At 73.9% G+C, this 13,046-nt stretch carries 11 protein-coding genes and 1 riboswitch; of the genes, 8 read left to right on the top strand and 3 right to left on the bottom strand.

What is annotated here, in order from left to right; genetic code table 11:
• Nucleotides 1-27 precede the first annotated feature (27 nt).
• A riboswitch (cobalamin riboswitch) is annotated at nucleotides 28-150 on the top strand.
• Between the two features lie 69 nt (nucleotides 151-219).
• Genes BJ982_RS32735 through BJ982_RS32720 form a run of 4 tightly spaced genes read left to right on the top strand, consistent with a single transcriptional unit; the run spans nucleotide 220 to nucleotide 3,760 of the window.
• On the top strand, nucleotides 220-1,173 hold the full coding sequence (locus tag BJ982_RS32735; protein WP_184886488.1) for an ABC transporter substrate-binding protein: 954 nt from the start codon (nucleotides 220-222) through the stop codon (nucleotides 1,171-1,173).
• 11 nt (nucleotides 1,174-1,184) lie between these two features.
• A complete protein-coding gene (locus BJ982_RS32730) occupies nucleotides 1,185-2,213 on the top strand; it encodes a FecCD family ABC transporter permease (protein WP_184886486.1) in 1,029 nt (342 codons plus the stop codon).
• Nucleotides 2,210-3,046: an ABC transporter ATP-binding protein gene (locus BJ982_RS32725; RefSeq protein WP_239122854.1), complete on the top strand. Its 837-nt coding sequence runs from the start codon at nucleotides 2,210-2,212 to the stop codon at nucleotides 3,044-3,046. The genes BJ982_RS32730 and BJ982_RS32725 overlap by 4 nt, the downstream gene beginning before the upstream one ends.
• A 45-nt stretch (nucleotides 3,047-3,091) precedes the next feature.
• Nucleotides 3,092-3,760, top strand: coding sequence for an adenosylcobinamide amidohydrolase (locus BJ982_RS32720; RefSeq protein WP_184886484.1), 669 nt, complete (start codon nucleotides 3,092-3,094; stop codon nucleotides 3,758-3,760).
• Nucleotides 3,761-3,794: 34 nt separating this feature from the next.
• Here BJ982_RS32720 and BJ982_RS32715 read toward each other — a convergent pair whose 3' ends face one another.
• Nucleotides 3,795-5,813 (bottom strand): serine/threonine-protein kinase, encoded by a 2,019-nt coding sequence (locus BJ982_RS32715; RefSeq protein WP_184886482.1) that lies wholly within the window; start codon nucleotides 5,811-5,813, stop codon nucleotides 3,795-3,797.
• A gap of 22 nt (nucleotides 5,814-5,835) precedes the next feature.
• Entirely contained in the window at nucleotides 5,836-7,251 is a 1,416-nt protein-coding gene (locus BJ982_RS32710; protein ID WP_184886480.1) for a hypothetical protein, read from the bottom strand.
• Nucleotides 7,252-7,546: 295 nt separating this feature from the next.
• Between BJ982_RS32710 and BJ982_RS32705 the strand changes: the two genes are divergently transcribed.
• Nucleotides 7,547-8,215, top strand: a complete 669-nt coding sequence (locus BJ982_RS32705; RefSeq protein ID WP_184886478.1) for a response regulator — start codon at nucleotides 7,547-7,549, stop codon at nucleotides 8,213-8,215.
• Here the strand turns inward: BJ982_RS32705 and BJ982_RS32700 are convergent.
• Nucleotides 8,152-8,865, bottom strand: coding sequence for a hypothetical protein (locus tag BJ982_RS32700; protein ID WP_184886476.1), 714 nt, complete (start codon nucleotides 8,863-8,865; stop codon nucleotides 8,152-8,154). The two genes, BJ982_RS32705 and BJ982_RS32700, sit on opposite strands and share 64 nt — an antisense overlap.
• Before the next feature lie 350 nt (nucleotides 8,866-9,215).
• Between BJ982_RS32700 and BJ982_RS32695 the strand changes: the two genes are divergently transcribed.
• From BJ982_RS32695 to BJ982_RS32685, 3 genes are read left to right on the top strand one after another with little or no spacing between them, the layout of a single operon-like run.
• Nucleotides 9,216-11,288 (top strand): DUF6421 family protein, encoded by a 2,073-nt coding sequence (locus tag BJ982_RS32695; RefSeq protein ID WP_184886474.1) that lies wholly within the window; start codon nucleotides 9,216-9,218, stop codon nucleotides 11,286-11,288.
• Complete coding sequence (locus BJ982_RS32690) at nucleotides 11,285-11,983, top strand: SDR family NAD(P)-dependent oxidoreductase (protein ID WP_184886472.1); 699 nt, start codon at nucleotides 11,285-11,287, stop codon at nucleotides 11,981-11,983. Before BJ982_RS32695 ends, BJ982_RS32690 begins: the two co-directional genes overlap by 4 nt.
• A complete protein-coding gene (locus BJ982_RS32685; protein ID WP_184886470.1) occupies nucleotides 11,965-13,041 on the top strand; it encodes a threonine aldolase family protein in 1,077 nt (358 codons plus the stop codon). Before BJ982_RS32690 ends, BJ982_RS32685 begins: the two co-directional genes overlap by 19 nt.
• Nucleotides 13,042-13,046: the final 5 nt, after the last annotated feature.

The following is a 13,046-nucleotide window of genomic DNA, read 5'->3' as shown; positions in this document are numbered from 1 at the left end:
ACGACCTGGCGTATCCCCTCTGGCCGTTGGTTGATACGGTTCGTGTGACGCGTGGCGTGGAGCGAAGTCCGGTGTGATTCCGGCGCTGTCCCGCAACTGTGAGATCCCCCCGGATCGAGCCAGGTCGCCTCCACCCGCGCCGACGCCGTCAACCCTCGTGGAAAAGGGTGATCCGTCATGACCACGGGTCCTCGTTTCCCGGCAACAGGAGGAACCCACGTGAGGCCCGTACGCACGGTCCTGGCGTGCGCGTTGCTGGGTACGCTGACGCTGGCCGCGTGCGGCCGGACCGACGCCCCCTCAGCCACCAGCGCAGTCACCAGTACGACCCCCGCCCCATCCGCCGGCGCCGCCGGCTTCCCCGTCACCGTCCAGGCCGGCAACGGCCCGGTGACGATCGCCGCCAGGCCCACGAAGATCATCTCCCTGTCGGCCAGCCACACCGAGACGCTGTTCGCGATCGGCGCGGGGCCGCAGGTCGTCGCCGTGGACGACCAGTCCAACCAACCGGCCGAGGCGCCGAGGACCGACCTGTCCGGCTTCAAGCCCAACGTCGAGGCCATCGTCGCCAAGCGCCCCGACCTGGTCGTCCTGTCCAACGACATCGACGGCGTCGTCGGCGCGCTCACCAAGCTCGGCGTCCCGGTGCTGCTGGAGCCCGCCGCCACCAAGTTCGACGAGGTCTACGACGAGATCGCCGACCTCGGGGCCGCCACCGGCAACGCCGCCAAGGCCACCGAGCTCGCCCAGGGGATGAAGGGCCGGATCGACGCGATCGCCGCCGCCGCGCCCAAGGACAAGAAGCTGAGCTACTACCACGAGCTGGACAGCACCCCCTACTCGGTGACCTCCAGCACCTTCCTCGGCCAGGTCTACGGCCTGTTCGGCCTGACCAACATCGCCGACAAGGCCCCCGACCCCGCCGGCGGCTACCCCAAGCTCTCCAGCGAGTTCGTCGTCAAGGCCGACCCCGACCTGATCTTCCTGGGCGACACCAAGTGCTGCGGCCAGTCCAGGGAGACCCTCGCCAAGAGGCCCGGCTGGGCCGGCCTGTCCGCCATCAAGAACGACCGGGTCGTCCCCCTCGACGACGACATCGCCTCCCGCTGGGGGCCGCGCGTGGTCGACCTGGTCAAGGTCGTGGGCGAGGCCGTCCAGAAGGCCGCGGGCTGAGACCGGCGGCCATGGCGACGGCGTCTCCGGCGCGCGCACGGCCGGCGGCGCTCGCGGTGGCGCTGGTCGTGCTCGCGATCTGCCTGCTCGCGGGACTGACGATCGGGGCGGTCGGCATCCCCGCCAAGGGCATGCTGCTCGAACTCCTCGACCGGCTGCCGTTCGTCTCGGTGGACTCGGGCCTGTCGCCGGTCGAGAAGGGCCTGCTCTTCGAGCTGCGCATGCCCCGGGTCGTGCTGGCCGCCGTCGTCGGCGGCCTGCTCGCCATGTCCGGCGCCGGCTACCAGGGCGTGTTCCGCAACCCCCTCGCCGACCCTTATCTGCTCGGCGCCGCCGCGGGCGCCGGCTTCACCGCCACGCTGATGATCGTCCTGGTCCAGGTGCAGGGCCTGGTGCCGATCGCCGCGTTCGGCGGGGCGATCGGCGGGGTGCTGCTGGCGTACGCGCTCGGCAGCACGGCCGGGCGCGGCGGCGGCACGGCCACGCTCGTGCTCGCCGGGGTCGCGGTCTCCTCCTTCCTCGCCGCGCTGCAGGCGTTCGTCCAGCAGATCCGCGTCGAGCAGCTCCAGAAGATCTACTCGTGGATACTCGGCGGCGTCGCGGGCGACTGGTCGCAGGTCCGGCTGGTCGCCCCCTACGCGGTGGTGTCGGCGGTCGTCCTGCTGGCCCACGGCCGCCTGCTCGACGTCATGTCGGTGGGCGACGACGAGGCCGTCAGCCTCGGCGTGGACGCCGCGCGGGTCCGTCTCGTCGTCCTGTGCGCCGCCTCCCTGGCCACGGCCTCGGCGGTCGCGGTCAGCGGCCTCATCGGGTTCGTCGGCGTGGTCGTCCCGCACGCCGTGCGGCGGCTCGCCGGCGGGTCCTACCGCGTGGTGCTCCCGCTGTCGCTGCTCGGCGGCGCCGCGTTCATGGTGCTCGCCGACCTGCTGGCCCGCACGATGCTCGCCCCCGCCGAACTGCCCATCGGCGTGGTCACCGCGTTCGTCGGCGCGCCGTTCTTCGTCGGCATCCTGCGCGCCACCCGCTCGGTGAGCGTGTGAGCGCCCCGCCGAACCCGGTGAACCCGGTGAACCCGGTGAACACCGTCGAGGTGCGCGACCTCGGCGTCTCGCTGGACGGCAGGCCCGTGCTGTCCGGCGTGGGGCTGTCGGCGCGCGGCGGCGAGTGGCTGGCGGTGATCGGTCCGAACGGCGCCGGCAAGTCCACGCTGCTGCGGGCGATGATGGGCCTGGTGGAGGCGAGCGGCGAGGTCCTCGTCGACGGCGTGCCCGCGCGCGGCCTCGGCCCGCGCAGGCGCGCCCGCCTGATGGCCTACGCCCCGCAGGACCCTCTGCTGCCGCCGCACCTGACCGTGTTCGAGTACGCCATGCTGGGCCGCACGCCGTACATCTCCTACCTCGGCCGGGAGTCCAGGAGCGACAGAAGCGTCACCGGGTCCGTGCTCGAACGCCTCGACCTGGCCGCGCTCGCCGACCGGCCGCTCGGCAACCTGTCCGGCGGCGAGCGCCAGCGGGTCGTCCTGGCCCGCGCGCTCGCCCAGCAGGCCCCCGTGCTGCTGCTCGACGAACCCACCACCGCCCTGGACCTCGGCCACCAGCAGCAGGTGCTCGAACTGGTCGACCGGCTGCGCCTGGCCGACGGCCTCACCGTGATCACCACCATCCACGACCTCAGCCTGGCCGGGCAGTACGCCGACGCCATGCTGCTGCTCGCCCGCGGTGCCCTCGCCGCCGCGGGCCCGGTGGCCGACGTCCTCACCGAGCCCCTGCTCGCCCGCCACTTCGGCGCCCGCGTCCGCGTCGACACCGGCCCCGACGGCCGCCCGCTGGTCAACCTCGTCCGCCCGCGCCAGGACGCCCCCGAGCCGGCCTGAGGGCCCCGGGGTACGCTGCGAGCACCCCGCCGTGAGGAGTCCCCCATGCCGCCCCCGCCGTCGCTGAGCCACCGGCACGAGGACGGGGCGCGTCTCGCCTCGCTGCTGTGGGAGTTCGGCCCCGGCCGGCGCGCGATCTCCTCCGCCGTGCTCGGCGGCGGCATCGCCCCCGCGGAATGGGTGCTGAACGCCCAGGTGGTGGCCGGGTACGCGCGCATGGACCCGAGGGAGCACCTGCGCGCGCTGGCCCCGCCCGGCACGGGCGTCGGCATGATGACCGCCGCCTCCGTCGACCGCTACACCCGCGCCGAGGACGGCGGAGCCGAGGCGGTCGCCACCGTCGGCCTGCGCGTGCCCACCTGGGCGGCCTCGCCCGAGGGCGTCCCCGACCCCGAGCTGCGCCCGCAGCGGCTCCACCCCGCCCCCGGCACCGTCAACATCATCGTGGCCCTCCCCGTGGCCATGTCCGACGCCGCCCTGGTCAACACCGTGATGACCGTCACCGAGGCCAAGACCCAGGCCCTCATCGAGGCCGGGTACGCCTGCACCGGCACCGCCTCCGACGCCGTGTGCGTGGCCGTGCGCGCCGAAGGCCCGCGCGAGCCGTTCGGCGGGCCCAGGTCCATCTGGGGCGCCCGCCTCGCCCGCGCCGTCCACCACGCCGTCCTCGACGGGGCGCGCGCCTGGTCGGCCGCCCACGACATCACGCCGTGACGACCGGCCCGGCCGCGCGAGGACCCGGGAGGGCTCAGGAAGGGAACGTCGTGGTGGAGGTGATGCGGTCGATGGCGGTCTGGTCGCACCTCGCGGGCGGGCAGAAGAAGGCGAGCAGCGCGACCGGCTTGTCCTGGCCGCGGCTGACGATGTAGACGACCAGGTCCAGGCGTCCCTGCTGGGCCGGGTCGTTCACCACGCCCGTGAGCCGGAACGCCGGCCTGCCCCCGACGGTGGCCGAGGTCGGCGCCGAGGCGAAGTCGGCCGGCCCCGGCAGCACGAAGCTCAGGCTGCGCTTCAGCGTCTCGGGGGCGTCGGCGGTGCTGATCGTGTCGTTGAGCTCGGCGAACACGCCGGTCGCCCGCTCGGGACTGCTCGCGAGCAGCGCGTTGACGGCCGTCCAGTCCGAGGCGATCGGCACCGAGAACAACGTGTCGAACTCGGCCGCCGCCGGGGAGAACACGGCGTACTCGTCGTTGTGCGTGCGGGACTCCCATGTGCCCGGGTACTCGAACGCCATGGGGGCGGCAGGGGTCCCCGGATACCGCTTGGGGCCCGGCGCCACCGGCGACCCCTGGGCGAGGAGCAGCGCGGCCGCCACCGCCAGCGAGACCAGCACCGCGCCCGCGGCGATCAGCAGCCCGGCGGGCGGGCGGCGCCGCTTGACCGGCGGCGGAGGGCCGGGGTGGGTGGAGGCGCCCGTCTCCGGATACCCGCCCGGGACCGGGAAGCCCGGCGGCACGGTGCCCGCCCCCCGAGCCTGCCCCGGCGGTACGGACGCGGGGACGTGCCCGAGGGAGCCCGAAGCCGGAACGTGCCCTGCCCCGTCAGGCGGCGCGTGGACGTGCCCGGTACCCGGAGAGGCCGACGCCCGGCCCTGACCAGGGACGGAGGCGGCACCGTGCCCCGCGGCGGGCGCGGGGCCGTGGCCGGGGACGGGCCCGTGACCCGCGACAGGGGCAGGGCCGTGGCCCGGAGCGGGGGCGGAACCGTGGCCCGGGAGGGGCGCGGAACCATGACCTGGGATGGGGGCGGGGCCGTGGTCCGGGTGGGAGGTGGGGCCACCCGGCTGGGCGGCGCTCCATGGCGAGCCGGAGGACGCCTGCGCCGGCGTCCCCGGGGGAGGGGTGAACGGCGCGCCCGGGAACGGCGGCCAGGACGGGCGGCCCTCCGGCGGGCTGTGCGGCTCCTCGGCGCTGATCGCGTCCCTGAGCGCGGTCACGAACTCGCGGCAGGTGGTGTACCGCTCGCCCGGCGACTTGGCCAGCGCCCGCGCCATCACCCGGTTGACGGCGTGCGGCAGGTCGGTCCGGTACGGGGTCAGCGGCGGAGGGTCGTGCGAGACGTGCGCGTACAGCAGCGCCAGCTCGGTGTCCCGCTGGAACGGCGGCAGCCCCGACAGCGCCTCGTACACCACGCACGCGAAGGCGTACAGGTCGCTGCGCCCGTCCACGGGCAGGCCGCGGATCTGCTCGGGCGCCACGTACCGCGGCGTGCCCATGAAGTGGCCCTGGCTGGTCAGCCCCGCCTCGGAGAACGTGCTCTTGGTCAGCCCGAAGTCGGTCAGGTAGACGTGCTCGGGATCGCGGTCGGAGCCGTCGGTGACCAGGATGTTCGCCGGTTTCACGTCCCGGTGGACGAGCCCCTGCTGGTGGGCGGCGTCCAGTGCGGAGGCGATCTGGGAGAACAGCGCGTAGCCGCGGGCCACCGGCAGCGGGCCGCTCGCCTGGATCAGCCTGCGCAGGTCGGAGCCCTCGACGTACCGCATGGCGATGAAGAGCAGCTCGTCGCTCTCGCCCGCCTCGTAGATCGGGATGATGTTGGGGTGGTCGATCCCGGCGACCAGGCGCGACTCGCGCACGAACCTGTCGCGGAAGCGCTGGTCCTGGGAGAGCTGCGGCGCCAGGACCTTCAGCGCGACGGTGCGGCCGAGGCGCTGGTCGCGGGCGCGGAAGACCGTGGCCATCCCGCCGCGGCCGATCACCGCCTCCACGAGGTAGTCGGCCACCTGCCCGCCGACCAGCGGCGGCATCGAGAATGCTTGATCGCTCATGCGTTCCCCGCGACTGCCTTTCTCATTGGTCGGTCGGGTTGCCGCAGAAGCCGCAGAAGCGGTGCGCCTGGCCGAGGCGCATGCCGCACTGCGTGCAGAACCGCGTCTGCCCGGGGTCGGTCGCGGCGGGAGGGGCCCCCTGCCCCTCGCCCGCGGCGACGTGGATCGCCTGCGTGCCCTGTGCGGGCCGGGCGAAGGCGGCGGTCACGGCGTCCGGCGGACGCTCCTCCGGCGCGAGGTTCTCCCGCCGTCTGCGGCGCAGCAGCAGGGGCGCGGCCACCGCGACGACCACGCCCACGGCGACCACGCCGATGGCGGCGGGCAGCATGGGCGGCACGCCCGTGCCGCTCTTGGCGGGCGCGCTCGCGGCCGGGCGGGTGGTGGGCGCGGTGCGGTTGGCGCGGGCGACGCGCAGGTGGTCCTGGGCGACGGCGTGGTCGGGCCGCAGCCGCAGCACCTGCTCCAGCACGGGGATCGCCGTGGTGTAGGCCTTGTTGTGGTAGGAGCCGAGCGCGGTCTCGTAGACGGTGTCCACCGGGCCCCTGCGCGCGGTCACGCCCGCGGCGACCAGGGCCGCGCGCACGTCCTCCACGGGCGTCAGCGTCTGGACGCCGTCGCCGCCGGTGATCAGGCCCACGACCTCGCTCTTGGCGTCGTCGACCACCGCCGCGCCGTTGCCGTCGTCGTCGAGGAAGGCGTCGAGCTTCTCACGCTCGGCGGCCTTGAAGGTGCGCCCGCCGGGCGGGTCGAGGTGGGCGGTCTGCACCTTGGGCGGCGCCTTGGCGCTCGGGCGGGACGGCAGCCCGGCGACGTCCACGGACTCGACGCCGCTCGCGAGGGCGGTGCCGAGCGGGACCGTCGGCAGCGTGCCGTCCTCGGCACCCTTGGTGATCTTCAGCACGGCCGGGGCGCCCGCCGAGGAGCCCGGGTGCAGCAGGTCGGCCGGGTACCCCTCGGGCGCGGGCGGGTCGGCGTACGGGAAGACGGTGATCTTGGTGGTGACCGTGGCCAGGCAGATCGAGTCGCGGCCCTGCGGCGGGTAGCAGGCGCGCAGCCGGGCGTCCAGGTCGGGGTCGTCCAGCCGGTGCTTGTCGAAGTCGGCGGGCACCTTGACCTTGAAGTACTCGGCGAAGACCCGGTTGGCCGCGTAGATCAGCGGGTCGCGGCCGGCCTGGACGACGCCGGTGGCGGTGACCACGACCCCGTCGGGGGTGACGGTGAAGCCGCTGCCCTCGCCGATCGGCGTCTCGTACTCGCGGGCGAAGTTGCGGATCTTGCCGCGGTCGTCGGAGAGGTTGATCGACACGTGCGCGCGGGACTCCACGCGGACCGTTCCGGGGGTCACGCGGTCGGTGGAGCCGCTGGGGTGCGGGTGCATCGTGAGGCCGAGCGACGCGACGACGCCTAACCCCGCGAGTAGGTGGTGCGGGCGGGGCATTACCGCCTCCTGATTCAGGACCGTGGGTGACTCCAGGGTCGCAGTGCGGAGGGCGGCGTTCAAGGCGGATTCGGCCCCCGTCACGCACTTGCAATCGCCCGTTGAACGATCTGCGACAGCGCCAATGATCTAGGGGTCACTTGAAGCCCGCTTGTGGACGGCTTGCGAGGCGGCCGTCCGGCGTGGTGGCGAGGACGGCGGGGCGTTAGGGTCCAGGCCAGGGGGGTGCGGAGCGCCACGGGCCGGAGCCGGGCCCGGCGGCCCGCGCCGCGTACCCGACCGGAAGGAGCCCCGCATGTCCATCCGCGTCGTCGTGGCCGACGATCAGGCCATGGTGCGCGCCGGGTTGCGCATGGTCCTGGAGTCCGAGCCGGGCATGCAGGTCGTCGGCGAGGCCGCCGACGGCGCCGAGGCCGTCGCGCTGGCCCGCCGCCTGCTCCCCGACGTCGTCCTCATGGACATCACGATGCCCGTCATGGACGGCCTGACCGCCGCCGGGCGCATCCTCGCCGCGGTGGACGACCCGCCGAAGATCGTCGTGCTGACGACCTTCGACACCGACGAGAACCTGTACGCCGCGCTGCGGGCCGGGGCGAGCGGCTTCCTGCTGAAGGTGTCGCCGCCCGAGCAGCTCGTGGAGGCCGTCCGGGTGGTCGCCGCCGGCGAGGGCCTGCTGGACCCGGCGGTCACCACCCGCGTCATCGCGACCTTCGCCGGGCGGCCCGAGCCGGTGCGGCCGCCGGCGCTGGACGAGCTGACCCCGAGGGAACTGGAGGTCCTGCGCCACCTGGCCCGCGGCCTCACCAACGCCGAGATCGCCGCGGAGCTGTTCGTCGGCGAGGCCACCGTGAAGACCCATGTCGCGCGTGTCCTGATGAAGCTGCGCCTGCGCGACCGCGCTCAGGCGGTGGTGTTCGCGTACGAGTCGGGCGTGGTGCGGCCGGGCGCGGACTGGACGGGATAGTACTCGGCCCAGCGGGCGTTCCCCATGCGCAGCACCTTGATCCCGTAGTAGCCGAGGACGGCCAGGTTGCCGGCGCTCCAGATCAGGCTGATCGGGCCGTACTCGGTGACGTACGGCGACCCCCAGGCCACGACTCCCACGACGAGCGTCCACCAGTGGGCGAACCCGCCGCGCCACAGGGCGACGAGCAGCAGCACCAGGCCGATCGGGCCGAGGAACACCCACGGCATCTGGAAGGCGAACACGACGCCGGGCAGGTCGTAGACCGCCTCGAACATCTTGTCGGCCTGGTCGGGCGGGTAGTGCTGCCCGAAGTACCACTCGACGGGGTCGCCCATCAGCAGCGCCGAGATGCTGACGAAGCCGAGGACGGTGAGCACCCCGGCGATGTGGCCGAGCACGACCGCGCGCTTGCGCAGCACGTGCAGCAGGCCGATGACGGAGATCGGGAGCAGCACCCAGCTCCAGTGGTAGAGCGCGGACTGGAGCTGGGCCAGGGCGGGGTTGTCGCCGAAGCTGACGGTCTCGCGGGAGTCGCCCCAGGTGCCCGGGTCGACGAGGGTGGCGGTGAGCTGGAAGGCGCCGGAGAGGATCAGGCCGGCGCCCGTCGCGAACCTTCGGAAGCCGATCGAGTCGGACAGTCGCGGCATGACGTTCATCGTGCTTTCTCGGGCAGGCGGGGACGGCGGCCCGATGCGGGCCCACCGTCCCCGGGCGGGGGCACGGTGCTCTTCACCGTGTCGGAGTGGACGCTACGGGGGCGGGGGCGGGCGGCGCGTCCGCCGGGCGGGTGACCCGCCGTCCCCCGCGGGGCGGAAAAGCCGGACCGCGGCCGTCACGCCGGAAACCCCGTCGCCACAGGGGTTTCCGCACCGGCCGGGCCCGTGGAGGGCGGTCACCGCGACGACAGGTTTCCCGTGATGAGCCATGTTGTGTGTATATTTTCCGTATAGATCCCAGCGTTGCTGGAGAAATTACGCTAGCGAAGGGATGGGATGGCATGAGGGCTTTCCCGCGGGTGCTGTTCGACGAGGCGCACAACGAGTCGTGGACGATCCGGCGCGAGGTCGCCGAGACGATGAACCCGGCTCATCCCGACGACAACAGCTACGCCCGCGCGGCGGAGGTCCTGCGTCGTCTCGGACACGCCGTCGCCGCGCACACCGAGGGCCCCGTGACGCCCGCCCTCCTGGCCGGCCACGACGTGTTCGTCATCGCCCACCCCTCCGGCGACCGCTGGGAGCGCACCATCGGGCGCGGCAGCCCCGCGCTGCCCGTCGAGGAGATCGACGCCATCGAGCGGTACGTCGCGGGCGGCGGCGGCCTGATCGTCCTCGCCGAGTGCGAGCAGGAGAAGTACGGCAACAACCTCGCCGACCTGCTCGCCCGGTTCGGCGTGGAGATCGAGCACACCACCGTGCAGGACCCGGCCAACTGCCACAACGGCGTCGCCACCTGGGTGCTCGGCCGCCCGGTCGCGACCGAGGGCGAGAACCTCACCGCCGGGGCGCGCGAGGCGTGCTTCTACCGCGCGGGCGTGCTCACCCCGTCCGCCGGCGCCGCCGTGCTGTTCGAGACCTCGCCCGCCGCCGACCCCGCCGGCCGCGCGCTGGCCGTGGCGCTGCGCCACGGGCAGGGACGCGTGGTGGTGTTCGCCGACTCCGACCTGTTCGGCGACGACTCCATCGGCGATCTCCGGCACGCCCGCCTGTGGGGCAACGTCGTCACCTGGGCCGCCCGCGTCCCCGAGGCCGCCGGAGCGCGCGCCGCCGCCGACCCCGGCGTGGCCGCGCTCACCGACGCGCTCAAGCGGGCCGTCGAGGAGCTGCGCCCGCTCACCGCCAAGGACGGCTCCATCGAGGACGCCGCCGCGGCCGCCCCGATCGTGGCCCGCGTCGCCGAAGGGGTCGAGAAGCTCGCCCCGAACTACCCCCACGACGCCGAGTACCTGGCCGCCGTGCTCGCCGACCTGCGCAAGTGGGAGGCGGAGGGCTTCGGCAAGCCCGACTTCCTCGACTCGCTCAACGCCTTCCACCCCGACGCCCAGCGCGTCGACGGCCTGGAGCACCTGGTCGTCTTCCCGATGTACACCCAGAACGGCAACCCCGACCGCGACCTGGAGGCCGTCTGGATCCGCACGGTCTGGCCGGGCTGGCTGGCCGACCTGGAGCGCGAGCGCTACGACAACCCCATGTTCGTGCCGATCGAGTTCGTCGACTTCACCGCCGGGTACGACACCAACTCCGCCGTGCTGTTCCCCGAGACCGTCGCCGTGCGCGAGGTCCCGCCGCGGTTCACCTGGGGCGCCATCTTCTGTGACCGCGAGGCCGCCCGCTTCCGCGCCGTCAGCCGCGCCGCCGCCGAGACGCTCAAGCTGGCGCTCCCGCCGGACGCCGCCCGCCTGCTGGACAGCCAGGAGCTGGCCCAGGACACCTTCGTGCTCTGGGACCTGGTGCACGACAGGACCCACAGCCACGGCGACCTGCCCTTCGACCCGTTCATGATCAAGCAGCGCATGCCGTACTGGCTGTACTCGCTGGAGGAGCTGCGCTGCGACCTGACGGCCTTCGGCGAGGCGGTGAAGCTGGAGGAGGAAGGCGTGCCGCACGCCCGCTACGTCCAGTACGCCATCCTGTTCGACCGGCTGTTCCGCTTCCCGATCACCGGCGACCGGGTGCGCAACTACGACGGCCTCGGCGGGCAGCTCCTGTTCGCCTACCTGCACCGCAACGACATCGTGCGCTGGACCGACAACAGGCTCGCCGTCGACTGGGACCGCGTGGCGGACGGCGTCGCCGACCTGCGCGGCGAGGTCGAGAAGCTCTACCGCGACGGCATCGACCGCTCCAAGCTGGCGCACTGGCTCGCCGCGCACCAGCTCGTCGCCGCCTACGTCGCCCCGCACCCGGCCTCGGTGTGGCACCAGGGCGTGGAGGCCCTGCCCGTCGAGGGCTTCCCGAAGGCGGTCGTGGACGCGGTCCTGCCCGACGAGTTCCCCCTGAGCATGTTCTACGAGGCCCTGCGCCGTAAGCTGTCCGGCGTCGTCGAGGCCACGAAGGGAATCCGCGGGTGAGCACCACCGAGCAGGCAGGACCGTACGGGTTGCCCAGCACGTCCGGCAGGGTCGTCGTCGTCACCGGCGCGGGCGGCCCCACGGGCGAGGCCGTCGCCGCCCGCCTGGCCGCCCGCGGCGACACCGTGATCGGCGCCGGGCTGGACGAGGCCCCCGGCGTCCACGCCGTCGACCTCGCCGACCCCGAGGCCGTGCGCGCGTTCGCCGCCCGCGTGGCCGAGGAGCACGGGCGGGCCGACGGCGTCGTCCATCTGGTCGGCGGCTGGCGGGGGTCCAAGACCTTCGCCGAGACCGACCTCGCCGACTGGGACTTCCTGCACCGGCAGCTCGTCCGCACGCTGCAGCACGTCACGCTCGCCTTCGAGCCGCTGCTGCGGGACAGCCCCGACGCCCGGTTCGCCATCGTCTCGGCCACGGCCGCCGCGCGCCCCACCCAGGGCAACGCGGCCTACGCCGCGGCCAAGGCCGCCGCCGAGGCGTGGACGCTCGCGTTCGCCGACGCGTTGCGCGACACCCCCGCCGCGGCCACCATCCTGGTGATCAAGGCCCTGGTGAACGACGCCATGCGCGCCGCGAGCCCCGAGCGCAAGTTCCCCGGCTACACCGACGTCAAGGACCTGGCCGAGGCCGTCGCCGCCCTGTGGGACCGCCCGGCCGGCGAGGTCAACGGCCTCCGATGGGACCTGACCTCGTGACCCAGGCGCGACGGCACCACGACCCCGCGGTCAAGGGCTTCGCCAGCGACAACTACGCGGGAGTCCACCCGGAGGTCCTGGAGGCGCTGGCCCTCGCCAACGGCGGCCACCAGGTCGCCTACGGCGAGGACGCCTACACCGCCCACCTGCAGAAGGTGTTCCGGCGGCACTTCGGGGAGCGGGCCGAGGCGTGGCCGGTGTTCAACGGCACCGGCGCCAACGTCGTCGGCCTGCGCGCGATGACCGCCCCCTGGGAGGCCGTCGTCTGCGCGGAGACGGCCCACATCAACACCGACGAGGGCGGGGCGCCCGAGCGTACGGCCGGGCTCAAGCTGCTCACCGTCCCCACCCCCGACGGCAAGCTCACCCCGGCCCTGATCGACCGCCAGGCGTGGGGCTTCGGCGACGAGCACCGCGCCCAGCCGCGCGTGGTGTCGATCTCGCAGAGCACCGAGCTCGGCACGCTCTACACGCCCGGTGAGATCGCCGCCATCGCCGCGCACTGCCACGACCTCGGCATGCTGGTCCACCTGGACGGCGCCCGCCTGACCAACGCCGCCGCCGCCCTGGACGTGCCGCTGCGCGCGCTCACCACCGACGCCGGCGTGGACGTCCTGTCCTTCGGCGGCACCAAGGCCGGCCTGATGTTCGGCGAGGTCGTGGTGGTGCTCGACCCCGCGGCCGTGCGGGGGCTGGTCTACCTGCGCAAGACCGCGATGCAGCTCGCCTCGAAGATGCGCTTCGTCTCGGTGCAGTTCGAGGCGCTGCTCGCGGGCGACCTGTGGCTGCGCAACGCCAGGAACGCCAACGCCATGGCGGCGCGGCTGGCCGCGGCCGTCCGCGACGTGCCCGGGGTGACCGTCACCCGGGAGGTCCGGGCCAACGCCGTCTTCGCCGTGCTGCCGCGCGACGTCGCCGACCGCCTGCGCAAGCGCTTCCGCTTCTACACCTGGGACGAGTCCACGGGCGAGGTGCGCTGGATGACCGCCTTCGACACCACCGAGGCGGACGTGGACGCCTTCGCCGCCGCGCTCGCGGAGGAGATGGCCCAGCGCTGAGAGCG

Origin of the sequence: Sphaerisporangium siamense, assembly GCF_014205275.1 — a bacterium.
Lineage (GTDB): Bacteria > Actinomycetota > Actinomycetes > Streptosporangiales > Streptosporangiaceae > Sphaerisporangium > Sphaerisporangium siamense.
The sequence above is the reverse complement of the archived record's forward strand: the minus strand, read 5'-3'. Positions and strand labels throughout refer to the sequence as shown.